At 61.8% G+C, this 21,110-nt stretch carries 24 protein-coding genes; 10 read left to right on the forward strand and 14 right to left on the reverse strand.

Going from position 1 to position 21,110, the window contains the following annotated elements; translation table 11 throughout:
- Positions 1 to 107 precede the first annotated feature (107 nt).
- A complete protein-coding gene (locus tag AC0L2X_RS23180) occupies positions 108 to 851 on the reverse strand; it encodes a creatininase family protein (protein ID WP_473555922.1) in 744 nt (247 codons plus the stop codon).
- A 5-nt stretch (positions 852 to 856) separates the two neighbouring features.
- Positions 857 to 1,423, reverse strand: a complete 567-nt coding sequence (hxlB, locus tag AC0L2X_RS23185; RefSeq protein WP_473555923.1) for a 6-phospho-3-hexuloisomerase — start codon at positions 1,421 to 1,423, stop codon at positions 857 to 859.
- Between the two features lie 184 nt (positions 1,424 to 1,607).
- On the opposite strand from hxlB, the gene AC0L2X_RS23190 reads away from it, so the two are divergent.
- Entirely contained in the window at positions 1,608 to 2,630 is a 1,023-nt protein-coding gene (locus AC0L2X_RS23190; protein WP_473600401.1) for an aldo/keto reductase, read from the forward strand.
- Positions 2,631 to 2,704: 74 nt separating this feature from the next.
- Here AC0L2X_RS23190 and AC0L2X_RS23195 read toward each other — a convergent pair whose 3' ends face one another.
- The 4 genes from AC0L2X_RS23195 to AC0L2X_RS23210 form a co-directional block, all read right to left on the reverse strand.
- The gene (locus tag AC0L2X_RS23195; RefSeq protein ID WP_006201846.1) at positions 2,705 to 2,977 is read right to left on the reverse strand and encodes an HU family DNA-binding protein; all 273 of its coding nucleotides are present in this window, start codon (positions 2,975 to 2,977) and stop codon (positions 2,705 to 2,707) included.
- 196 nt (positions 2,978 to 3,173) lie between these two features.
- Positions 3,174 to 5,585: an endopeptidase La gene (gene lon / locus AC0L2X_RS23200; protein WP_352491903.1), complete on the reverse strand. Its 2,412-nt coding sequence runs from the start codon at positions 5,583 to 5,585 to the stop codon at positions 3,174 to 3,176.
- A 280-nt stretch (positions 5,586 to 5,865) separates the two neighbouring features.
- Positions 5,866 to 7,140 carry an ATP-dependent Clp protease ATP-binding subunit ClpX gene (gene clpX, locus AC0L2X_RS23205; RefSeq protein WP_006332719.1) on the reverse strand — a complete coding sequence of 425 codons (1,275 nt, stop codon included), beginning with the start codon at positions 7,138 to 7,140 and terminating at the stop codon, positions 5,866 to 5,868.
- A 304-nt stretch (positions 7,141 to 7,444) separates the two neighbouring features.
- Positions 7,445 to 8,074, reverse strand: a complete 630-nt coding sequence (locus AC0L2X_RS23210) for an ATP-dependent Clp protease proteolytic subunit (protein ID WP_023674655.1) — start codon at positions 8,072 to 8,074, stop codon at positions 7,445 to 7,447.
- A 346-nt stretch (positions 8,075 to 8,420) separates the two neighbouring features.
- Here AC0L2X_RS23210 and AC0L2X_RS23215 point away from each other — a divergent pair, with 346 nt between their 5' ends.
- Entirely contained in the window at positions 8,421 to 9,011 is a 591-nt protein-coding gene (locus tag AC0L2X_RS23215) for a hypothetical protein (RefSeq protein WP_473555928.1), read from the forward strand.
- Positions 9,012 to 9,015: 4 nt separating this feature from the next.
- On the opposite strand, the gene AC0L2X_RS23220 is transcribed toward AC0L2X_RS23215, so the two are convergent.
- The gene (locus AC0L2X_RS23220) at positions 9,016 to 10,119 is read right to left on the reverse strand and encodes an NAD(P)/FAD-dependent oxidoreductase (protein ID WP_473600402.1); all 1,104 of its coding nucleotides are present in this window, start codon (positions 10,117 to 10,119) and stop codon (positions 9,016 to 9,018) included.
- A gap of 96 nt (positions 10,120 to 10,215) precedes the next feature.
- Here AC0L2X_RS23220 and AC0L2X_RS23225 point away from each other — a divergent pair, with 96 nt between their 5' ends.
- Positions 10,216 to 11,463: a cytochrome P450 gene (locus AC0L2X_RS23225; protein WP_473555932.1), complete on the forward strand. Its 1,248-nt coding sequence runs from the start codon at positions 10,216 to 10,218 to the stop codon at positions 11,461 to 11,463.
- 34 nt (positions 11,464 to 11,497) lie between these two features.
- On the opposite strand, the gene AC0L2X_RS23230 is transcribed toward AC0L2X_RS23225, so the two are convergent.
- From AC0L2X_RS23230 to AC0L2X_RS23255, 6 genes are all read right to left on the reverse strand, one after another.
- Positions 11,498 to 11,848 (reverse strand): cupin domain-containing protein, encoded by a 351-nt coding sequence (locus AC0L2X_RS23230; RefSeq protein ID WP_473555933.1) that lies wholly within the window; start codon positions 11,846 to 11,848, stop codon positions 11,498 to 11,500.
- 5 nt (positions 11,849 to 11,853) lie between these two features.
- On the reverse strand, positions 11,854 to 13,134 hold the full coding sequence (locus tag AC0L2X_RS23235) for an O-acetylhomoserine aminocarboxypropyltransferase (RefSeq protein WP_352491898.1): 1,281 nt from the start codon (positions 13,132 to 13,134) through the stop codon (positions 11,854 to 11,856).
- Positions 13,135 to 13,299: 165 nt separating this feature from the next.
- Positions 13,300 to 13,821, reverse strand: coding sequence for a CoA-binding protein (locus AC0L2X_RS23240; RefSeq protein ID WP_473555934.1), 522 nt, complete (start codon positions 13,819 to 13,821; stop codon positions 13,300 to 13,302).
- Positions 13,818 to 14,594 (reverse strand): AAA family ATPase, encoded by a 777-nt coding sequence (locus AC0L2X_RS23245; protein WP_473556079.1) that lies wholly within the window; start codon positions 14,592 to 14,594, stop codon positions 13,818 to 13,820. Before AC0L2X_RS23245 ends, AC0L2X_RS23240 begins: the two co-directional genes overlap by 4 nt.
- 12 nt (positions 14,595 to 14,606) lie before the next feature.
- A complete protein-coding gene (locus AC0L2X_RS23250) occupies positions 14,607 to 15,029 on the reverse strand; it encodes a VOC family protein (RefSeq protein ID WP_473555937.1) in 423 nt (140 codons plus the stop codon).
- Between the two features lie 9 nt (positions 15,030 to 15,038).
- Positions 15,039 to 15,860: an enoyl-CoA hydratase gene (locus tag AC0L2X_RS23255; RefSeq protein ID WP_473555938.1), complete on the reverse strand. Its 822-nt coding sequence runs from the start codon at positions 15,858 to 15,860 to the stop codon at positions 15,039 to 15,041.
- Positions 15,861 to 16,010: 150 nt separating this feature from the next.
- Here AC0L2X_RS23255 and AC0L2X_RS23260 point away from each other — a divergent pair, with 150 nt between their 5' ends.
- The 6 genes from AC0L2X_RS23260 to AC0L2X_RS23285 all read left to right on the forward strand — a co-directional run bounded on the left by AC0L2X_RS23260 (position 16,011) and on the right by AC0L2X_RS23285 (position 19,085).
- Complete coding sequence (locus AC0L2X_RS23260) at positions 16,011 to 16,466, forward strand: PaaI family thioesterase (RefSeq protein WP_473555940.1); 456 nt, start codon at positions 16,011 to 16,013, stop codon at positions 16,464 to 16,466.
- 54 nt (positions 16,467 to 16,520) lie between these two features.
- Positions 16,521 to 16,706, forward strand: coding sequence for a type II toxin-antitoxin system HicA family toxin (locus AC0L2X_RS23265; RefSeq protein ID WP_352491894.1), 186 nt, complete (start codon positions 16,521 to 16,523; stop codon positions 16,704 to 16,706).
- 27 nt (positions 16,707 to 16,733) lie between these two features.
- Positions 16,734 to 17,132 carry a type II toxin-antitoxin system HicB family antitoxin gene (locus AC0L2X_RS23270; RefSeq protein WP_473556081.1) on the forward strand — a complete coding sequence of 133 codons (399 nt, stop codon included), beginning with the start codon at positions 16,734 to 16,736 and terminating at the stop codon, positions 17,130 to 17,132.
- A 254-nt stretch (positions 17,133 to 17,386) separates the two neighbouring features.
- Positions 17,387 to 17,851 carry a 50S ribosomal protein L13 gene (gene rplM / locus AC0L2X_RS23275; RefSeq protein ID WP_023674645.1) on the forward strand — a complete coding sequence of 155 codons (465 nt, stop codon included), beginning with the start codon at positions 17,387 to 17,389 and terminating at the stop codon, positions 17,849 to 17,851.
- A 1-nt stretch (position 17,852) separates the two neighbouring features.
- Positions 17,853 to 18,335: a 30S ribosomal protein S9 gene (gene rpsI / locus AC0L2X_RS23280; protein WP_023717316.1), complete on the forward strand. Its 483-nt coding sequence runs from the start codon at positions 17,853 to 17,855 to the stop codon at positions 18,333 to 18,335.
- A gap of 219 nt (positions 18,336 to 18,554) precedes the next feature.
- The gene (locus AC0L2X_RS23285; RefSeq protein WP_352491892.1) at positions 18,555 to 19,085 is read left to right on the forward strand and encodes a hypothetical protein; all 531 of its coding nucleotides are present in this window, start codon (positions 18,555 to 18,557) and stop codon (positions 19,083 to 19,085) included.
- 87 nt (positions 19,086 to 19,172) lie between these two features.
- Here the strand turns inward: AC0L2X_RS23285 and AC0L2X_RS23290 are convergent, their stop codons facing one another.
- Complete coding sequence (locus tag AC0L2X_RS23290) at positions 19,173 to 20,081, reverse strand: LysR family transcriptional regulator (protein WP_473555943.1); 909 nt, start codon at positions 20,079 to 20,081, stop codon at positions 19,173 to 19,175.
- A 94-nt stretch (positions 20,082 to 20,175) separates the two neighbouring features.
- On the opposite strand from AC0L2X_RS23290, the gene AC0L2X_RS23295 reads away from it, so the two are divergent.
- Positions 20,176 to 21,048: an aldo/keto reductase family oxidoreductase gene (locus AC0L2X_RS23295; protein WP_473555945.1), complete on the forward strand. Its 873-nt coding sequence runs from the start codon at positions 20,176 to 20,178 to the stop codon at positions 21,046 to 21,048.
- Positions 21,049 to 21,110: the final 62 nt, after the last annotated feature.

Here is a 21,110-nt window from a genome sequence, read left to right on the forward strand (position 1 = left end):
TGCGCATCGGCCTCGCCGAATTCCACGCCATCAAGTACGGAACCAAACTCAATCTGCAAAATGTGTGAATCCGATAGTCCACAACAAGGGGAGAAGGGGAAAGCGCGCTAACCCGAAAGTGTTGCCCGCAAATGCTCGAGGATCATGGCAACCCCTTTTTGCCCCAGTTCCGCCGAGGCTTCGGAGGCGCTTGCCGTGTACCAGCCGGTGTTGTCGGCGAAGCGATCGGCATCGACCGCTTCCGGGCACAGCGCCAGCATCAGTGACGTCTCGCCGGTGCCGGCATGATCGAACGGATACTGGCTGTGCATTGAGGCCGGCATCAGCGGATGCACCTGCACCCAGTTGAAGAAATTGCTGCCCTCGGCGTGGGCGGCATAATAGTCGGCCATCGCCGCAGAGCCCCACCAGCCTTCGCCGCGGTCTTTCTCCAGGAAGCGGAAGATCGCCTGCCGGCCGGCGGCCTTGAAGGCGAGATCGGTTGGCATGCCGGCGGCAAAATTTTCGGTCTGGTGGTGAATGATGGCGTGGATGTTGCGGAAGCCGATGCGCAGCAGGCTATAGAACAGTTCTTCCGCAAATGGCGCCAGCACATTGCCGCCGACCTGCACCGAGCCGCTGCCCTCCGGTGCTGCAACCGCATAGCTCGCCGCGCCGTAATAGAAGGGCGGCAGAATGACGATCTCGGCTTCTTTTTCGAACAGTTCCAGGCTCTTGACCACCGCCAGCGTGTCCATTCCGACGGCCATGTGCTCGCCATGATATTCGAGCACACCGAGCGGCAACACGACCGGCCGGTTCTCGGCGATCGCCTTGCGGATCTGGTGCGGCAGCATCAATTCGTAGCGCATGACACCTACTCCATATTGGTGTGGCGGGCGCGCATCGCTTCCGGCGAGACGCCGGTCAGATCCCTGAGCTTCAGCACCATCACTTCGAAGAGGACGAACAGCGCGCCTTCGAAAACCGAGCCCATCGGCAGCACGGATGTCTTTTCCAGGCCCTGGTCGTCGGCCATGGTCTGAGCCGGGATAAGCAGTGTGAAGTCGGCCAGCTTCGCGGCAGTGCTGTCGGCTTGCGCGGTGAGCAGCAGGACGGTGGCACCGGCATCGCGTGCGACCCGCATCAAAGTCAGCACGGTCGAGGTCTCGCCCGGGCCGGAACTGCAGAGGAAGACATCGCCCGCGCCCAGCGGCGGCGTGGTCATGTCGCCGACGACGGACACCGGCAGACCGAGATGGTAGAGCCGCATGGCAAAACCCTGGACCTGCAGCGCCTCGCGGCCGCAGCCATAGGTGACGATCTTTTTCGCACCGGCCAGGATGGCACAAGCGGCGTCGATGCGGCTTTCGTCGATACGCTCCAGCACGGTGCCAAGCTCGTTCAGCGCAATCCCAAACAGATTTTCGCCGGCGTCCGTCATGACATTTGCACCAGCTTGCAGGTGCCGGAGAACCACTTGAATATCTCAGTCACATCTGCCCCGAACAGCTTGTTTTCATTCATGCTATCACCGCGAAAATCGGTGTCCAACGACACGCAGTGCTTTTGATGCGCCACAGCCGTGATAGTGTCACGGCAAATCGCAAATGAGGAAACGACAGCATATGAAGACACGGCATTTCGACCGCATCGGCAATGGCGGCATCAACTTCACCGAGCTCGGCTTCGGCACCGCGCCGCTCGGCAATCTCTACCGCGCCGTCTCCGACGAGGATGCCAATGCCACGCTGGAGACGGCATGGCGGGTCGGCTGCCGCTACTTCGACACCGCGCCGCTTTATGGGCTGGGCCTTGCCGAAACGCGGCTCAATCCGTTCCTGCGTTCGAAGAAGCGCGACGACTACGTGCTGTCCAGCAAAGTCGGGCGCATCATGCGCGCCTGCCCGCCGGAACAGCGCACCGGCATCGGCAAATTCTTCGACACCCCATCGCGCCGCGAGGTCTACGATTACAGCTATGACGGCGTCATGCGCTCCTTCGAAGCCTCGCTGGAACGGCTCGGCGTCGACCGCATCGACATCCTCTTCGTGCACGATGTCGACATCTTCACCCATGGCAGCAAGGAAGCCTCGGACCAGCGGATCCAGGAATTCATGAGCTCCGGCTACTACGGATTGCTGGCGTTGCGCGACCAGGGCGTGATCAAGGCATTCGGCGGCGGCATCAACGAGTGGCAGGTTGCCCAGACGCTGGTCGAGCGCGGCGATTTCGATCTGTTCCTGCTTGCCGGGCGTTACACGCTGCTGGAGCAGGAAGCGCTGCAGTCTTTCCTGCCGCTATGCCAGCAACGCGGCATCGGCATCGTTCTCGGCGGGCCTTACAATTCCGGCATCCTGGCAACCGGGCCGAAGCCCGGCGCCTACTACAACTATTCAGAGGCGCCGCAGGACATCATCGACCACGTCACCCGCATCGAGGCCGTCTGCAAGCGCCACGGCGTGCGCCTGATCGAGGCGGCGCTGCAGTTCCCGCTGCTGCATCGTTCCGTTGTCTCGGTAATCCCCGGCGGCCAGCGGCCGGGCGAAGTCGAAAGCAATCGCTCGCTGCTCGACGCGAAGCTGCCATCGGCGCTGTGGGCCGATCTCAAGAAAGAAGGCTTGATGCGCACTGACGCGCCGACGGCATAGCGCCGCTTTTTCCAACAGAAAAGAAAAACCGGATATGCCGGCTTTTCTTTTCTCTGAAAGACTTAAGGAGGCGCTTAGTTGACCGCGTCCTTGAGGCCCTTGCCGGCCGAGAACTTCGGCACGGTGCGCGCCGGGATCTTCACTTCCGCACCGGTCTGCGGATTGCGGCCGGTCGACGCGGCGCGTTTTGACACGGTGAAATTTCCGAAGCCGACAAGCCGGACATCGCCGCCCTTTTTCAGTTCGCCGGTGATGACGGAAAACACCGCATCAACCGCCGACTGCGCGTCACCCTTCGAAATACTCGCGGCATCGGCGACAGCGGATACCAGTTCGTTCTTGTTCATAAAAATTCCCTTCCATGAGAAAACCGGAATACTCGACTCATCCGGCAGGAAACGGACTTTAGAAAGAAGCGCTCCGGCAACCAAGTCGAAAAGCGCCAAGAAAGTCGAAAAAAGCCCGGAAATCCGCGGTTCTTCACATGAAAAAGCCGGGCTCAAGGCCCGGCTCTCTCTTTGTGCATTGCAACTTTAGCACGCGCTAATGCGCCAGCGATTTACCAGCCTCGTCTCCGACATCGACCACGGCCGGCGCATTAACGGGTTCGACCCACTGGATCGGTTCCGGCATGCGCACCAGCGCATGGCGCAACACTTCGCCAACGCGTGAGACCGGAATGATTTCCATGCCGCTCTTCACGTTTTCCGGAATCTCCGCCAGATCCTTGGCGTTCTCTTCCGGGATCAGCACCTTCTTGATGCCGCCGCGCAGCGCGGCAAGCAGCTTTTCCTTAAGGCCGCCGATCGGCAGCACCCTGCCGCGCAGCGTGATCTCGCCGGTCATCGCCACATCGGCCCTGACCGGGATACCGGTCAGCACAGAGACGATCGCCGTCGCCATCGCCACGCCAGCCGACGGTCCGTCCTTCGGGGTTGCGCCCTCTGGTACGTGGACGTGGATATCGCGCTTGTCGAACAGCGGCGGCTCGACACCGAAATCGATGGCCCGCGAGCGGACGTAAGAGGCCGCCGCAGAGATCGATTCCTTCATCACGTCGCGCAGATTGCCGGTCACCGTCATGCGGCCCTTGCCGGGCATCATGACGCCTTCCACCGTCAACAGCTCGCCGCCGACTTCCGTCCAGGCGAGCCCGGTGACCACGCCGACCTGATCGTCGCTCTCGACCTGGCCGAAGCGGAAGCGCGGAACACCAAGGTAATCGGCAAGATTGTCCGCCGTGATGTTGATCGTCTTCTTCTTCGTCTTCAGGATCTCGGTCACCGCCTTGCGCCCGAGCTTCATCAGCTCGCGTTCCAGGCTCCTGACGCCCGCTTCACGGGTGTAGGTCTGGATGATGCCGCGGATCGCGTCCTCGCCGACGGAGAACTCCTTCGGCTGCAACGCGTGGTCGCGGATCACCTTGGGCATCAGGTGACGCTTGGCGATCTCGATCTTCTCGTCCTCGGTGTAGCCGGCGATACGGATGATCTCCATGCGGTCCATCAAGGGCGCAGGAATGTTCAGCGTGTTCGCCGTCGTCACGAACATCACGCTCGACAGGTCGTATTCGACCTCGAGGTAATGGTCCATGAACGTCGAGTTCTGCTCGGGATCGAGCACCTCGAGCAAAGCCGATGACGGATCGCCGCGGAAATCCTGGCCCATCTTGTCGATCTCGTCGAGCAGGAAGAGCGGGTTGGATTTCTTCGCCTTCTTCATCGACTGGATGACCTTGCCGGGCATCGAGCCGATATAGGTGCGGCGGTGGCCACGTATCTCGGCCTCGTCGCGCACGCCCCCCAGCGCCATGCGGATGAACTCGCGGCCGGTCGCCTTAGCGATCGACTTGCCGAGCGAGGTCTTGCCGACGCCGGGAGGTCCGACGAGGCACAGGATCGGCCCCTTCAGCTTCTTCTGGCGGCTCTGCACGGCGAGGTATTCGACAATGCGGTCCTTGACCTTGTCGAGGCCGAAATGATCCGTATCGAGCACGTTCTGGGCAAAGGCCAGATCCTGCTTGACCTTGGAGTTCCTGCCCCACGGGATCGACAGCAGCCAGTCGAGATAGTTGCGCACGACGGTCGATTCAGCCGACATCGGCGACATCGTCCGCAGCTTCTTCAGTTCGGCTTCCGCCTTTTCGCGGGCCTCCTTGGAGAGCTTGGTTTTCTTGATGCGCGCCTCGATCTCGGCGGCCTCGTCGCGGCCGTCCTCGCCTTCGCCGAGCTCCTTCTGGATCGCCTTCATCTGCTCGTTGAGGTAGTATTCGCGCTGCGTCTTCTCCATCTGGCGCTTGACGCGCGAGCGGATGCGCTTCTCGACCTGCAGCACCGAGATTTCGGCTTCCATGAAGCCCATCGCCTTTTCCAGCCGTTCCTTGACGGACAGCGTGGCGAGCATCTCCTGCTTCTCGGGGATCTTGATGGCAAGATGCGAAGCGACCGTGTCGGCGAGCTTGGAATAGTCGTCGATCTGGCTGGCGGCACCCACCACTTCGGGCGAGATCTTCTTGTTCAGCTTGACGTAGTTCTCGAAGTCGGTGACCACGGAACGTGCCAGCGCCTCGACCTCGACCTCTTCCTCATCCGGTTCGACCAGCGCCGCAGCACGGGCTTCATGGAAATCGGGACGGTCGGTGAACGCGACGATTTTCGCGCGCGATGCACCTTCGACCAGCACCTTCACGGTGCCGTCCGGCAGTTTCAGCAATTGCAGCACGTTGGCGAGCGTGCCGATGTCAAAGATGGCATCGGGCTCCGGATCGTCGTCGGCGGCATTCATCTGGGTCGCGAGCAGGATCTGCTTTTCCTGACCCATCACTTCTTCCAGCGCCTTGATCGATTTCTCACGCCCGACAAAGAGCGGAACGATCATGTGCGGGAACACCACGATGTCGCGCAGTGGGAGGACTGCGAAGACGCCGTCGCTGGGAGCCTTGGATAATTTGGCCATTGTCCAACCTTTCATGTCGCGGCCGCCAATCGGCCAACCGCGAATCTCATATTAACGACCGGGGATCGTTCCGCCTACCACCGTTTGTGACGGGAGTTTTACAGCACAGAATTCGGCACCACGGCCTTCTGCCATTAGTTGGAGGCACAGGGGGTAAAGATCAAGGGTCAACACGGTCCGTCCCTCCAATCCGCGGCCATTACGCGGCGCCGTAGGCTGTGTGCGACAGCAAAACGGCGCCCTGCGGCGCCGTTTCAGAAAAATCCATTGCCGGCTCACGTCAGGCGCTGACGTTGCCCTTCTTTTCCTTCTGCTCGGAATAGATGTAGAGCGGCCTGGCGTTGCCTGACACCACCTCTTCCGAAATAACCACTTCGCGCACGCCTTCCAGCGCCGGCAGCTCGAACATGGTGTCGAGCAGGATCGCTTCCATGATCGACCGCAGGCCACGAGCGCCGGTCTTGCGCTCGATGGCGCGCTTGGCGATCGCCGACAGCGCGTTCTCGTGGAAGGTCAGGTCGACATTCTCCATCTCGAACAGCCGCTGATACTGCTTGACCAGAGCGTTCTTCGGCTCGGTCAGGATCTGGATCAGTGCCGGCTCGTCGAGATCCTCCAGCGTCGCCAGGACAGGCAGACGACCGACGAACTCGGGAATGAGGCCGAACTTCAAGAGATCCTCAGGCTCGACCAGGCGGAAAACATCGCCGGTGCGGCGATCCTCGGGCGAAGCGACGATGGCGCCGAAACCGATCGAGGTTTTCCTGCCGCGATCCGAGATGATCTTGTCCAGGCCGGCAAAAGCGCCGCCGCAGATAAACAGGATGTTGGCGGTGTCGACCTGCAGGAATTCCTGCTGCGGATGCTTCCTGCCGCCCTGCGGCGGCACGGAGGCGACAGTGCCTTCCATGATCTTCAAAAGTGCCTGCTGCACGCCCTCGCCCGACACGTCGCGGGTGATCGAGGGATTGTCCGACTTGCGCGAGATCTTGTCGATCTCGTCGATATAGACGATGCCGCGCTGGGCGCGCTCGACGTTGTAGTCGGCCGACTGCAACAGCTTCAGGATGATGTTCTCGACGTCCTCGCCGACATAGCCGGCCTCGGTCAACGTCGTCGCATCGGCCATGGTGAAGGGGACGTCGATGATGCGGGCCAGCGTCTGCGCCAGCAGCGTCTTGCCGCAACCGGTCGGGCCGATCAGCAGGATGTTGGACTTCGCCAGCTCGACGTCGTTGTTCTTGCCGGCATGGGCGAGGCGCTTGTAGTGGTTGTGGACGGCCACCGACAGCACGCGCTTGGCGTAGGGCTGGCCGATGACGTAGTCGTCGAGAACCTTGAGGATTTCCTGCGGGGTCGGCACGCCCTCGCGCGACTTCACCATCGAGGTCTTGTTCTCCTCGCGGATGATGTCCATGCACAGTTCGACGCATTCGTCGCAGATGAACACCGTCGGCCCGGCGATCAGCTTGCGCACTTCGTGCTGGCTTTTGCCGCAAAACGAGCAATAAAGCGTGTTCTTGGAATCACCGCTGTTGTTGCCGACCTTGCTCATTTTCCTGTCCTTTCATGGCCGCCCGCCGATGGTCTGGTTGAAAGGGCGCATATTCAATCTATCGCGGGAATCCGCTGCCGCCAGTGCCCCGGCTCCCGCAACGCATTCCGTACGAAACACAAATCGGAAAACGGGGCAATGATTCGAACAACCCCACGCAAAGCTAAGCCGTCGAAAATCAACATAGCCTTAACGTAGGCAATTGCACCCGTCGAGGGAACAGCCAATTGTGGCCGAAATGCCGCAAGCTGCGCCAAAAGCGCGTGATCCCGCCACTCATTGCCACCGCGGGGCCACCGCGGACCTATAAGGCAATACCTTCGACCGGCTCACGTGACGAAATGACCTTGTCGATGAGACCGAAATCCCTGGCCTCGTCGGCAGTCATGAAATGGTCACGGTCGAGCGTTTTTTCAATCTCATCGTAGCTCTTGCCGGTGTGCTTGACGTAAACCTCGTTGAGGCGGCGCTTCAGCTTGATGATGTCCTGGGCATGGCGCTCGATGTCGGAGGCCTGGCCCTGGAAGCCGCCGGAAGGCTGGTGGACCATGATGCGGGCGTTCGGCGTGGCAAAGCGCATGTCCTTGTGGCCGGCAGTCAGGAGCAGCGAACCCATCGATGCGGCCTGGCCGATGCACAGCGTCGACACGGCAGGCTTGATGAACTGCATGGTGTCGTAGATCGCCATGCCGGAGGTGACGACGCCGCCGGGTGAGTTGATATAGAGGTTGATTTCCTTCTTCGGATTCTCCGCCTCGAGGAACAGCAGTTGCGCGCAGACCAGCGTCGCCATGCCGTCCTCGACCGGGCCGGTGATGAAAATGATACGCTCCTTGAGGAGCCGCGAGAAAATGTCGTAGGCCCGCTCGCCGCGATTGGTCTGTTCGACCACCATCGGAACGAGGTTCATGTAGGTTTCGACGGGGTTCTTCATGGACTATCCCTTTTTGAGGATGGGATTCCGGCGCCGGAGATTTGCAATCGGGCAGAATCGGTTCTGGATCGTTATTGTGTAAATAGGATGCCGGCTCACCCTAGCGCAAGGCCGCCTCTCCTAGCCATCCGGTTAAGTCGAATCAAGGTTTCCAAAGCAAGTTTCGCCCGTCGCCGTGCCGGCAGCCCTATCCTGCCGTGGGACGGGGCGCTCATGCTGGTCGTTATTTAGCAGTTTCTTAACCACATCGCTTAACGAAAAGTGGTGAAACCGCTTTTTCCGGCCACGGCTTACCCTACAATTCAACGTTGAACTCGCTTCACGCAGTTCAAACAGGGGGAGTGCGATGATCAGGAAAGCTGCTTCCTTGGCCCTTACCGGCATCACCGTTCTCGGCACGGCGTCCGAAACGGCTGCCGGCGGACGCGCGGTCGAATGCTACGAGGAGGTCAACAGGCCGGCCGTCTACGACACGGTCTACGAGGACGTGCTCGTCAGCCCAGCCGGCCAGCAGGTGGAATACGAGGCGCCAATCTACGGGACGCGTGAGCGCGTGGTGCAAATCGCGCCGGCGCGCGTCAGCTACGAGATCGTGCCCGCCATTACCCGCACGATCTACCGCTCCGTGAGGGTCGATGACGGCGGCTATTCCTGGGAATGGCGCATCATTCATGGCCGCAAGGTGCTGTGCAAGGTCAGGCACAAGGCGCGCTATGAACGCGTGGCTGAAATCGTCGTGGTTGAGCCGGAACGCCGGCGGCGCGTTGTCCTCCCCGCCGAATACGAGAGCGTCGCCGAAGAGGTGCTGGTGCGGCCGGAGCAGCGACGCATCATCGACATTCCGGCGTCCTATCAGACAGTGGCTCGCCGCGTGGTGGTCAGGGAGGGCTCATCGAGCTGGCGGCGCGTGCATATTCCGAGGCATTGCCGATACTAGGCGCTCAGGCCGCCTCGGCCCTGAGCCATTTCTTCAGGCCGTCGACATCGCCATTGCCGACGCAGGCCGCAACCCTTTTGCCAACTGCCGCGCCGAACTTGTAGCCGTGGCCGGAGCAGGCCGAGGCGACCAGGCATTTGCCTTTCCGGTGGGCCAGGAACTTCTCGTCGGCGGTGAAGGTGTAGGCGCAGGTGACCACTTCGGTGACCTTGTACTCCGCGATGCGGGCAATCGGCGGCGAAAACAGGTTGCGGATCGCCTCACCCTCGCCCGGCACCGGCTGGCGGTTCCAGTCGGCATCGCTGGTCGGCACCCTGTGCAGGCCCGAGCCGAATTTCATGCCGGCGCCGCCTGTGGGCGGGATAGCATAGCCGTCGACAGTGCCGCCGACGTCGAGCACAACGGGTGCTGCCTGCCAGGCTGCTTTCAAATCCGCCGGCGGTTCGACATAGGCGAGCGCGGTGCGCCAGGTTTTCAGTTCGCCATCCAGCTCTGGGAACAGTTTTAGCACCCAGGCGCCGGCAGCGACGACGATCCGGTCGGCCTGCATCGTTTCGCCGCTCGCAAGCACGACATGTCCGGCGTCGGCGTCGATCTCGACCACCTTGCTGTTTTCGTAGACATTGGCGCCATTCGCGCGCAGCCATCGGGCGAGGCCCGAGGCGATCTTGCGGCAATGCAACGCGCCACCGTCCGGCGAAAAATACGCATAGCGGAACGAACCGGGCTGTAGGAACGGCCAGCGTTCGACCGCGGCGTCCGGTTCGAACAATTCGAACGGATAATTTCCCGTTTCCATGCCCTCGCGGTATTCCTCCGCCTCATCTCCCGGCTCCCGCGAAATACAGATGAAGCCGCGCGGATCGAGATGGCTTTCGCCGAGATCGGCCCACATCTCGTCCCATGCTTCATAGGCTTCGGTGATCAGCCGGCCGTAGCCCGTTCCGGCCCGGTAGGCGCGGCGGATAATGCGATGATGGTCGCCCGACGCTGCAAGCGGATTAGGAATCGGTCCCTGCTCGACGATCGAGACGAGGTGACCGGCCTTGACCAGCGACCACGCCGTCGAAAGCCCGGCAATGCCCGCACCGACCACGATCACATTCATGACAACCGTCCTTCCGCAACCGCTCCGCGGCTCACCTCACGGGAGGGCCAACATACGGTCTGGCACCAGACTGGCAAGCCGCGCTAATGATCTGGCATGACCGAATTGAAGCCGCCCTACCTTGCCTTTGATCCAGCCACACGTCGCCTGCGGCTCGATCCGCACGAGCCGGCCTTTTTCCAGAATCCATACGAGGCCTATGCCTTCCTGCACGGCGCATCGAACGCCCTCTTCTGGGAAGAATTTGGTTTCTGGTGCTTTGGCGGCTTCGACGACGTCAACCGTCTGTTGCGCGATCGCCGCTTCGGCCGCCAGAACCCGACCGGCATTCCGGACAGCCGGGGCGTCGGCCAGGACCGCACGCATCTCAGCGCCTTCGACGGCGCCGAGGCCAATTCGATGCTGGAGCTGGAGCCGCCCGTCCACACACGGCTCAGAACGCTGGTCAACCGCGCCTTCGTCTCGCGCCAGGTCGAGCGGCTCAGGCCGCGCGTCGAGGCGCTGGCCAATGAATTGATCGACCGTTTCGAACCAGGAGGAGTCGACCTGCTGCCGGCGTTCGCCGCTCCCTTGCCGATCACCATCATTGCGGAAATGCTCGGCGTGCCGGTCGACATGGGGCCGCAGCTGCTCGACTGGTCGCATCGGATGGTCGCCATGTACATGCATGGCCGCACCCGCGAGACGGAAGAGACAGCCAATCGCGCCGCGCGCGACTTTTCCGATTTTCTGCGCGGCTACGTCGCCGAGCGGCGAAAGAGGCCGGGCGAGGATCTTCTGTCGCTGCTGATTGCGGCACAGGACGACGGCCAGAAACTGTCGGAGGACGAACTGGTGTCCTCGGCAATCCTTTTGCTCAATGCCGGCCATGAGGCAACTGTCCACCAGACCGGCAATGCGGTGCGCTCGATCCTTGCGCAAGGCGGCGACCCGCGCCGCTTCTCCACCTCGCCGGAAGCAACAGCCGCGACAGTCGAAGAGTGCCTGCGCTTCGACGCGCCGCTCCACATGTTCACGCGTTATGCCTATGAAGAGATCGAGGCCGGCCCCGGGGTCATCGTGCGCCCTGGCGAGACGATCGGCCTGCTGCTCGGCATGGCCAATCACGACCCGGTGGCCTTTGCCGAGCCCTTCGCCTTCAGGCCGGACCGTGCCGACCAGAAGAACGTATCGTTCGGCGCCGGCATTCATTTCTGTATCGGCGCGCCGCTCGCCCGGCTCGAATTGCAGGTGTCGCTGAAAACCCTGTTCGACCGGCTACCGCAGTTGCATCTTGCCGAACAGCCGCGCTTGCGCGACACCTATCATTTCCATGGGCTGGAGACGCTCGCCGTGCGCTTTTGAGCATTCGGTCCGGCAGGCTCAGCCGCAGGGGTGATCAAAGCTTGATCACATACTCCTTGCGAGTCGTTTCAAGCACTTCCCAGCTGCCCTTAAAGCCCGGCCTCAGCACGAAACTGTCGTCGGCCTTGACAGTGCGCGCATCGCCGCCGTCTTCGGCGATCACCGAAACCCCTGACAGGATGTGGCAGAACTCCCACTCATCATATTCGATGCGCCATTTGCCCGGCGTTGCTTCCCAGACGCCGGCAAAGAGGCGGCCGTCCTGTTCCTCGACATTCCAGGTGCGGAATTTCGGATCGCCCGAAATCAGGCGATCCGGCGCCGGCGCGCCAAGTTCCGGCTCGACTGTGTCGACGCCGACGGACAGAAATTTCGGCGTTGCCATGGCGATCAAACCTTGGCGAGGGCCTGTTCCAGATCGGCGACGATGTCGTTGACGTCCTCGATACCGACCGAAAGCCTGACCGTGTCCGGCCCTGCCCCGGCGTTGATCTTCTGCTCGTCGGAAAGCTGGCGATGCGTGGTCGATGCCGGGTGGATGACCAGCGACTTGGTGTCGCCGACATTGGCCAGGTGCGAGAACAGTTCGAGCGCTTCGACGAATTTGATGCCCGCCGCGTAGCCGCCCTTCAACCCGAAGGTGAACACCGCGCCGGCGCCGAGCGGCGAGTACTTCTTCTGCAGCGCATTGTTCTTGTCGCCGGGCAGGCCGGGATAGGACACCCAGGCGACCTTGGGATGGTTGGAGAGCCATCCGGCGACCGCCGCCGCATTGTCGCAGTGGCGCTGCATCCTGAGCGGCAAGGTTTCCAGGCCGGTCAGGATCAGGAAAGCGTTGAACGGCGAAATCGCCGCGCCGATGTCGCGCAAGCCGAGCACACGGGCGGCGATGGCAAAGGCGAAATTGCCGAAGGTTTCGTGCAGGACGAGGCCGCCATATTCGGGGCGCGGCTCCGACAGCATCGGATACTTGCCCGACTTCGACCAATCGAACGTGCCGCCGTCGACGATGGCGCCGCCGATGGAATTGCCGTGACCGCCGATGAACTTGGTCAGCGAATGCACGACGATGTCGGCGCCATGTTCGATCGGCCGCAGCAGATAGGGGGAGGCCAGCGTGTTGTCCACGATCAGCGGCAGGCCGTGCTTGCGGGCAATGTCGCCGATTTTCTCGATGTCGACGAAGACGCCGCCCGGATTGGCCAGGCTTTCGATAAAAATCGCCTTGGTCCTGTCGTCGATCTGGCTCTCGAAGGTCGAGATGTCGTTGGTGTCGGCCCAGCGCACCTGCCAACCGAAATTCTTGAAGGCGTGGCCGAACTGGTTGATCGAGCCGCCGTAAAGTTTTGTCGCCGAAACAAAATTGTCGCCGGGCTGCATCAGATTGTGGAAGACCAGCACCTGCGCAGCATGGCCGGAGGCGACCGCAAGGCCTGCCGTGCCGCCTTCGAGTGCCGCGATGCGCTCTTCCAGCACCGCCTGGGTCGGGTTCATGATGCGGGTGTAGATGTTGCCGAACGCTTTCAGCCCGAACAGCGAGGCGGCATGGTCGGCATCGTCGAAGACGAAGGAGGTCGTCTGGTAGATCGGCGTCGCTCGCGCACCGGTCGCCGGATCCGGCTTGGCGCCGGCATGGACGGCGAGCGTGTTGAAACCGGGCGTGCGGGCCATCGAAAACCTCCCTCAATGGTGAATGGTGAATGGTGAATGGTGAATGGTGAATGGTGAATGGTGAATGGCAAAGTCGGCCAGCCCCACCCTGATTGCAAGCGGCTCATATGCCGCGTGGCCCGCCTTTCAGAAAAATCCTTCTATTCACCTTTCACTATTCACTACCTACTTCTGGCGAACGCCGAAACTCTGGAACCCCGGCCGCATCAGCGGCTTCTTCGACGACAGCACGCCTGAATTGACGCCGGTCCAGCCGATCTCGCCGGACAGCTTGCCATATTCGATCTTGGGGCAACGGTTCATCACCACCTTGATGCCGGCGGCTTCGGCGCGTGCGGCCGCCTCGTCATGGCGTATGCCAAGCTGCATCCAGATGACCTTCGGCAAGGGATCGAGCCGCAACACCTCGTCGACAATGCCCGGCACGGCAGAGGAAGCGCGAAACACGTCGATCATGTCGACAGGTCGCGGAACGTCGGCGACCCTCGCATAGGTCATCTGTCCGAGGATCTCCTTGCCAGCCTGGCCGGGATTGATCGGGAACACCGAAAACCCCTTGCCGAGCAGATATTTCAGCACGAAGTAGCTCGGCCGCACGTCATTGGCCGACGCGCCGACCATGGCGATGGTCTTCACCGAATTGAGGATGCCGGCGATGTAGGCGTTGTCGTAGGCGTCGTGGTTCATGCCTCGTCCTCATACAGCGCTTCGGCGAGAAAACCATCTGGATCATTGCAAAAATTGCGCATCATGCGGAAATGGTCGGTATCGCTAAGATCGGTGGGGTCGAGCCCGGACCGGCCGATGCGGAACAGCCGCGCGCCGGGACAGGCCATCAGCAGCGGCGAATGCGTCGCCATGATCACCTGTGCCGTGCCGGACTCCTCCATCCGCCGCAGCATCTTGAGAAGCTCGATCTGCCGCGTCGGCGACAAGGCGCTTTCGGGCTCGTCCAGGATGTAAATGCCTTGCCGGCGGCAGCGCTCCTCGAAGAATCTGATGAAGCCCTCGCCATGCGACCAGGACAGGAAGTCGGGCGGCGCCTCATGTGCGTCGATGGCAGCCTGATCGAGATAGCGGGCGACCGAATAGAAGGATTCGGCGCGAAAGAACCAGCCTGCGGTGACCTTCGGCAGCCAGTGACCGCGCAACGTTGCCGCCAGCGCCGCGCCGCTCTTGTCGATGGCGCGGGAGTGGTCGACCGGCATGTAGCCCTTGCCGCCGTCGGCTTCATCGTAGCCGGCCAGCGCGCCGATCGCCTCGAGCAGCGTCGATTTGCCGGTGCCGTTCTCGCCGACGATGATGGTGATCGGCGTGGTGAATTCGAGCTCGAATTCATGGCCGTGAAAGATCGGCAGGTTCCAGGGATATTTTTCCCAATCGACGACCCGGCTGGGCTCGATCAGGATGCGTTTGAGATAGGGCGCCTTCAGCCGCGTCAGTTGCTTGCGATGAGCCAGAGGGGAACCTCGTCAGGCCGGCAGCGAAATCGATCCGTCTTCCGAGATCGGAAAGGCCGGATTGTGCGCGACTTCCCAGATATGCCCGTCCGCATCGGCGAAATAGCCGTACCAGCCACCCCAGAAAGCGCGCCCGGCCGGCTTGACGATCTTGCCGCCGGCCTTCTCTGCCATCGCCAGCACTTCGTCGACTTCGGCGTCGGAGCGGGTGTTGTAGGCAAGGTAGATCGCCGACGGCGCCTTGGAGAAGGTAACGCCCGAATCCTCTTCGGCGCTTGGGCGCGGAAACAAGCCAAGAATGGCACCGCCCATCTGGAAGAAGGCAACGCCGTCGGTGATCCCGGCATGGCGGGTCAGGCCCATCGCCTCATAGAAGCGCGTCGCGCGCTCGAGATCGTCGGTGGCGATGGTGATGATGGAGATGCGCGGTTCCATATCCGCCTCCTATTCCTCCGGCCATTCCGGCTTGCGCTTGCCGATGAAGGCGCCAATGCCTTCTTCCGCATCGCGCGCCAGCATATTCTCGACCATGACGCGCCCGGTGTAATCATAGGCCTCGGCCAGCCCCATTTCCGCCTGCTCGTAGAAGGCTTCCTTGCCGATCTTGACGACCAAGGAGGATTTGGACGCAATGGTTTGCGCGTATTTGGTGACAATCTGATTCAGATATTCGCGCGGCACGACGCGGTTGACCAAGCCGAATTCCTTGGCGGTTGCCGCATCGATCGTCTCGCCGGTCAAAAGCATCTCCATGGCGTGCTTGCGCGAGACGTTGCGCGACAGCGCCACCATCGGCGTCGAGCAGAACAGTCCGATATTGACACCAGGCGTGCAGAAGGTCGCTTCGTGCGAGGCGATTGCGAGATCGCAGCTGGCGACCAGCTGCAACCCGGCCGCCGTCGCCAAGCCGTCGACTTCAGCGATCACCGGCTTAGGATGGCGAACGATTGCCTGCATCAGTGAGGCGCAGGCGGAAAACGTCTTTTCGAAGAAGGCCCTGCCGCGATCGGCATCGGCGCGATGCGTGCTCAACTCCTTGAGGTCATGCCCGGCGCAGAACACTTTGCCGGCCGCCCCAAGAACGATGACGCGGACGGACTTGTCGGCCTTGGCGCGGTCGAGTTCCGTCGTCAGCGCCGCCATCACAGCGAGCGAAAGAGCATTGGCAGGCGGATTGGTGAGCGTCAGGCGCAGCACGCCCTTGTCCAGCCGGGCGGCGACCGGCCCTTCGGCAACGGCAGGCTTGATGGCGACGATTTCGGCCATGGGTCGTTCCTCCGCGATTCCGGATCGGTGATCGACTAATCTAGTATGCGGGTCTCGCTTCGTCCAACACTCCGCTTCTGCCATAATGAATGGCTGTTGCCAGAAACCGCAGGCTGCGCTCATACAGGCAGGCGCAAACGAGAGACTGACATGCCTGCCCAAAGCAATCTCAAACCGATGCTGACGGCTGCCGAAATCAACGCGCTGATGGCGACCGTTTTCCCGCAGCTCAACGACCAGTTCACCTTCTACGAGGCGTTGGAGGTGTTTCCAGGCGGCTGTGTCGTGCGGCTGAATGCCGACGAGCGCCATTTGCGTCCCGGCGACACTGTGTCGGGTTCGGCGCTGTTCACGCTGGCCGACATAGGTGGCTATGTCTGTGTGCTCTCGCATGCCGGGCCGGATGCGCTTTCGGTTACTACCAGTCTCAACATCAATTTTGTCCGCAAGGCCGAGGCCGGGCCGATCGACGGCCATTGCCGCATCCTGAAGCTGGGCAAGAACCTGATGGTGTTCGATATCGACATCGTCGCCGGCCCGGAGGGACACACGGTAGCGCACGCAACGGGCACCTATTCGATCCCGCCAAGGCGGATTCCGGCCTAATGCTTTCTATTGAATTTTTTTGTTGATGTGTATATATGTGCGCATAGGTGATATTTGCTTGAGCGTGACAGCCGCAAAATCGTGAAGCGTCTCAAGGATGATGGTTTCGAGCTGGTTTCCGTACGCGGCTCGCATCACAAGTTCCGAAAGGGCGAGATCGTGGTGATCGTTCCGCATCCGGAGAAGGATCTACCAACCGGTACAGCTCGCGCCATCGCCAAACAAGCGGGCTGGATATAGGTGACCTGAAGCGTCTTGGAGGCCGAGATGAAGAACTATTTCGCGTTGATCGATAAAGATCCCGACAGCGCGTTCGGCATTCGCTTTCCAGACATTCCGGGCTGCTTTTCAGCCGCGGACGAGGCGGAAGACATCGTACCGAATGCAGTCCAAGCGTTGCAGTTGTGGGCGGAGGACATGCCTGTTCCCGAACCGTCCAGCCATGAGGCGATCGTCGCGCTTGCGGATATACGCAAAGCACTTGCTGAAGGAGGCTATCTGGTGTCGGTACCACTCATCGACAATGACAGCGCCGTCGTGAGGGCGAATGTAACTTTCGAGCGCGGCGTCTTGCGGGCGATCGACGCTGCGGCGCGCGACCGAGGCATAACGCGATCTGCATTCCTCTCCAGCGCAGCTCGCAAGGAAATCGAGGCAAAGCACTGAGATTTGTCTGACACAGAGCCAAGTCGTGATGTGGTAAAATGATACCTTTAACTCAAGTATTTGTTTTTGTTTAGCTTTATCTTCTGGCAGGCATTTCACGCGCCTTGACGCGATAACCACCCTCCCCTATAAGCCCTCACGGAACAGCGGCCCGCAAAGGCCGCCGTTTTGTTATTGGCGACGGCAAGTGCCTTTGCCAATCCAAGCAACAAGAAACGCCTTCTTTTGAAGGTCCGAACCGAAAGCAACAATCCATGGCAACCTTTTCGCAGAAGCCTGCGGATGTGGTGAAGAAGTGGGTGCTGATCGACGCCGAGGGTCTCGTCGTCGGCCGTCTCGCCACTGTCATCGCCAATCATCTTCGCGGCAAGCACAAGCCCACCTTCACCCCGCACGTCGACGACGGCGACAACGTCATCGTCATCAATGCCGACAAGGTGGTGTTCACCGGCAAGAAGTTCACCGACAAGGTCTATTACTGGCACACCGGCCACCCCGGCGGCGTCAAGGAGCGCACCGCGCGCCAGCTGCTCGAGGGTCGTTTCCCCGAGCGTGTCGTGGAGAAGGCCGTCGAACGCATGATCCCGCGTGGCCCACTCGGCCGTCGCCAGATGAAGAACCTCCGCGTCTACGCAGGCACGGAACATCCGCATGTCGCCCAGCAGCCCGTCGTCCTCGACGTGGCCAAGCTGAACGCCAAGAACAAGAAGGTTTCGTAAGATGGCTGAGCTTTCCTCGCTCGCAGAACTCGGAACTGCCACCGGCAACACCAACACCCAGCCGGCAGCACCCGTCCATGTCCAGAAGCTCGACAAATCGGGCCGCGCCTATGCCACCGGCAAGCGCAAGAACGCCATCGCCCGTGTCTGGGTGAAGCCCGGCTCCGGCAAGATCGTCGTCAACGACAAGGTGTTCGCCGAATATTTCGCACGCCCGGTCCTGCAGATGATCCTCAACCAGCCGATCATCGCCGCCAACCGCGCCGGCCAGTACGACATCGTTGCCACCGTCATCGGCGGCGGCCTTTCCGGCCAGGCCGGTGCCGTGCGCCACGGCATCTCCAAGGCGCTGACCTATTACGAGCCGGCGCTGCGCGCCGTGCTCAAGAAGGGCGGCTTCCTGACCCGCGACAGCCGCGTCGTCGAGCGCAAGAAGTACGGCAAGGCGAAGGCCCGCCGGAGCTTCCAGTTCTCGAAGCGCTAAATACCCTATTTTCTATCGATTTTTCAAAGGGGCTGCGTATTCGCAGCCCCTTTTGTTTGTCGACATGGCAATCCCGCATCTTCAGGTGACCCAAAGTAATATTAGTAGTATCTTAATTACAGGTGCGTTCCAGACCCCAGGGCAGCAGCCAACTTCAAAGAGCGGGAGCTGTGCACGTTGCGACGCGCCGGCAACCTGACGCTCGCGAAGGAGGAGGCAATGCGCATCCATTCCAGCAGTGTATTTCTAGCAGCTGTCGCCGTGACTTGGGCATTCGCCGCGCCTGCGGCCGATAAAAGCGACGAGCAGCTGATCGAGAATGCGATTACAGCGGCACCGGAGGCTGTCGGCAAAAACGCCGCCGTCGTGAATTGGGAGATGAAGACGTTGAGGAAGGGCACCAACGGCTTCACTTGCATCCCGGACGACCCTGGCACTCCCGCAGACGACCCAATGTGCACGGATGAGAACGGCATGGCGTGGATGCACGCGATCATGTCCAAGAAGGAGCCGCCAGCAGGAAAGGTTGCCTTCGCCTATATGCTGAAGGGAGGCGATGCGGCCAGCAATACCGATCCCTTTGCAACCAAGCCGCCGGAAGGGGCCAAATGGCTGCATGACGGTCCGCACGTGATGGTCATGAATGCACCGGACTTGATGGCGTTGTATCCCCACGAGCCGAGTCCGACGCAGCCATATGTCATGTTCCCCGGTACGCCGTACGCGCACCTGATGATCCCGGTCAAATAGTCCAAGCAAGACCTGCCGCGAAGCATAGCGGGAGGTCACCTGAGGGAAGGGAGCCGCGCTTATTTTCGGGCGCGGCTCTCCCGGATGTCAGGGCTGGCCGGCCGATACCTTGATGAAATCGATAAACGCCCGCAGCGGCGCCGGTACGAGGCGCCGGCCAGGATAATAAAGGAACGGCCCGGAGAAGCTCTGCCACCACGGTTCAAGCACCGGTTCGAGCGCCCCGCTCTCGAAGTGAGGGCGCAGCCAATCCTCAAACAGGCTGACGATGCCTGTGCCGGCGATGGCTGCATCGACCTTGAGGTCGGTCGCCCCGCCCAGGGTCACGAGAAGCGGCCCACTTGGGTCGACCCGCACCACCTCGCCGTCGCGCTCGAACTCCCACGGCGGCATCGCACGGCTGGCAAAGCGGCCGCGCAGGCAGGCGTGGCCGAGCAGGTCGCTCGGGTGTTGCGGCCGGCCATGACGATCCAGGTAGGCAGGGCTGGCGGCTGTAGCGAAGCGCTGCACGCGCGGTCCGATCGGCACGGCGATCATGTCCTGCTCCAGCCGCTCGTCATAGCGGATGCCGGCGTCGCACCCCGCCGCCAGCACATCGACAAAGCTTTCCTCGGCGATCACCTCCAGCCGGATGCCGGGATAGGCGGCAAGGAACCGCGGGACGATGCCGGGCAGGACCAGCCGCGCCGCGCTGACCGGCACATTGAGGCGCAGCGTACCTGCCGGCCTGTCGCGAAAGCCGTTCACCACGTCGAGGGCCGATTCCACCTCGATCAAGGCAGGACCGAGCCGCGCCAGCAGGCCTTCGCCGGCTTCCGTCAGGACAACGCTGCGGGTCGTCCGGTTGAGCAGCCTGACACCGAGCTGCGTCTCCAGGCGCCGCACAGCCTCGCTCAAGCCGGACGCACTGCCGCCGCTGGCGCGTGCCGCATCCCGAAAACCTCGGGCGCGCGCTACGGCCACGAAGGCGTTAAGATCCCCGAGATCGATCTGCATTGTTCGTCATTCCGCACAGCCCGTGCGAATTGTACCCAATTATCATGAGATCGGACAGCGTCTATCTGTGCACCATTCCTGAAGGAGAAAGACCATGTCCAGCGTCGACCAGTCCGGCACATTCATCCTCGGCGACCGCAGAGTGAGACGGCTCGGCTACGGCGCCATGCAGCTCGCAGGGCCCGGCGTCTTCGGCCCACCAAAAGACCGCGACGCGGCATTGGCCGTGCTGCGCGAAGCCGTCGCGCAAGGCGTCAATCACATCGACACCAGCGACTTCTATGGCCCGCACGTAACCAACCTGTTGATCCGCGAAGCGCTCGCACCCTATCCCGACGACCTCGTTATCGTCACCAAGATCGGCGCCCGGCGCGGCAAGGACGGATCGTGGTTGCCGGCCTTCTCGGCCCAGGAACTCGCCAAGGCCGTGCACGACAATCTGCACAATCTCGGACTCGACGTGCTGGAGGTGGTCAACCTTCGGGTCATGTTCGACGCGCATGGCCCCGCCGAAGGGTCGATCGAGGCGCCGCTTGCGACGCTGGCCGAGCTCCAGCGCCAGGGCCTTGTGCGTCACATCGGGCTGAGCAACGTCACCGCTGCGCAGATCGCCGAAGGCCGCAGGATCTGCAGGATCGTGTGCGTGCAGAACCAATACAATCTGGCGCATCGGGGCGACGATACCTTGATCGACGATCTGGCCCGCGACGGCATCGCCTATGTGCCGTTCTTCCCGCTTGGCGGCTTCAACCCGCTGCAATCGTCGACCTTGTCCAAGGTCGCGGCACGCCTCGGCGCCACGCCCATGCAGGTCGCGCTCGCCTGGCTGCTTCGCCGCGCGCCGAACATTCTTCTGATTCCCGGCACGTCTTCAGTTGCGCATCTCGGGGAGAACCTCGCCGCGGCGGAACTCGAACTGTCGGACGATGTTCTCAAGGAGCTGGATGGCGTGGCGATGGCCGCTTGACCTGCGGACGAGGCTCGAGGTGCCTCCAGCCGGTGTTGGAGACTGGCGAAGGCGGTGATGAG

The organism is Mesorhizobium sp. WSM4828, from assembly GCF_055811175.1.

What these genes read in the sequence shown, in the direction of transcription:
- AC0L2X_RS23180 (WP_473555922.1), bottom strand. Translation starts at nt 851, where the DNA reads ATGCGCTACGAATTGATGCTGCCGCACCAGATCCGCAAGGCGATCGCC.
- hxlB (WP_473555923.1), bottom strand. Translation starts at nt 1,423, where the DNA reads ATGACGGACGCCGGCGAAAATCTGTTTGGGATTGCGCTGAACGAGCTT.
- AC0L2X_RS23190 (WP_473600401.1), top strand. Translation starts at nt 1,608, where the DNA reads ATGAAGACACGGCATTTCGACCGCATCGGCAATGGCGGCATCAACTTC.
- AC0L2X_RS23195 (WP_006201846.1), bottom strand. Translation starts at nt 2,977, where the DNA reads ATGAACAAGAACGAACTGGTATCCGCTGTCGCCGATGCCGCGAGTATT.
- lon (WP_352491903.1), bottom strand. Translation starts at nt 5,585, where the DNA reads ATGGCCAAATTATCCAAGGCTCCCAGCGACGGCGTCTTCGCAGTCCTC.
- clpX (WP_006332719.1), bottom strand. Translation starts at nt 7,140, where the DNA reads ATGAGCAAGGTCGGCAACAACAGCGGTGATTCCAAGAACACGCTTTAT.
- AC0L2X_RS23210 (WP_023674655.1), bottom strand. Translation starts at nt 8,074, where the DNA reads ATGAAGAACCCCGTCGAAACCTACATGAACCTCGTTCCGATGGTGGTC.
- AC0L2X_RS23215 (WP_473555928.1), top strand. Translation starts at nt 8,421, where the DNA reads ATGATCAGGAAAGCTGCTTCCTTGGCCCTTACCGGCATCACCGTTCTC.
- AC0L2X_RS23220 (WP_473600402.1), bottom strand. Translation starts at nt 10,119, where the DNA reads ATGAATGTGATCGTGGTCGGTGCGGGCATTGCCGGGCTTTCGACGGCG.
- AC0L2X_RS23225 (WP_473555932.1), top strand. Translation starts at nt 10,216, where the DNA reads ATGACCGAATTGAAGCCGCCCTACCTTGCCTTTGATCCAGCCACACGT.
- AC0L2X_RS23230 (WP_473555933.1), bottom strand. Translation starts at nt 11,848, where the DNA reads ATGGCAACGCCGAAATTTCTGTCCGTCGGCGTCGACACAGTCGAGCCG.
- AC0L2X_RS23235 (WP_352491898.1), bottom strand. Translation starts at nt 13,134, where the DNA reads ATGGCCCGCACGCCCGGTTTCAACACGCTCGCCGTCCATGCCGGCGCC.
- AC0L2X_RS23240 (WP_473555934.1), bottom strand. Translation starts at nt 13,821, where the DNA reads ATGAACCACGACGCCTACGACAACGCCTACATCGCCGGCATCCTCAAT.
- AC0L2X_RS23250 (WP_473555937.1), bottom strand. Translation starts at nt 15,029, where the DNA reads ATGGAACCGCGCATCTCCATCATCACCATCGCCACCGACGATCTCGAG.
- AC0L2X_RS23255 (WP_473555938.1), bottom strand. Translation starts at nt 15,860, where the DNA reads ATGGCCGAAATCGTCGCCATCAAGCCTGCCGTTGCCGAAGGGCCGGTC.
- AC0L2X_RS23260 (WP_473555940.1), top strand. Translation starts at nt 16,011, where the DNA reads ATGCCTGCCCAAAGCAATCTCAAACCGATGCTGACGGCTGCCGAAATC.
- AC0L2X_RS23270 (WP_473556081.1), top strand. Translation starts at nt 16,734, where the DNA reads ATGAAGAACTATTTCGCGTTGATCGATAAAGATCCCGACAGCGCGTTC.
- rplM (WP_023674645.1), top strand. Translation starts at nt 17,387, where the DNA reads ATGGCAACCTTTTCGCAGAAGCCTGCGGATGTGGTGAAGAAGTGGGTG.
- rpsI (WP_023717316.1), top strand. Translation starts at nt 17,853, where the DNA reads ATGGCTGAGCTTTCCTCGCTCGCAGAACTCGGAACTGCCACCGGCAAC.
- AC0L2X_RS23285 (WP_352491892.1), top strand. Translation starts at nt 18,555, where the DNA reads ATGCGCATCCATTCCAGCAGTGTATTTCTAGCAGCTGTCGCCGTGACT.
- AC0L2X_RS23290 (WP_473555943.1), bottom strand. Translation starts at nt 20,081, where the DNA reads ATGCAGATCGATCTCGGGGATCTTAACGCCTTCGTGGCCGTAGCGCGC.
- AC0L2X_RS23295 (WP_473555945.1), top strand. Translation starts at nt 20,176, where the DNA reads ATGTCCAGCGTCGACCAGTCCGGCACATTCATCCTCGGCGACCGCAGA.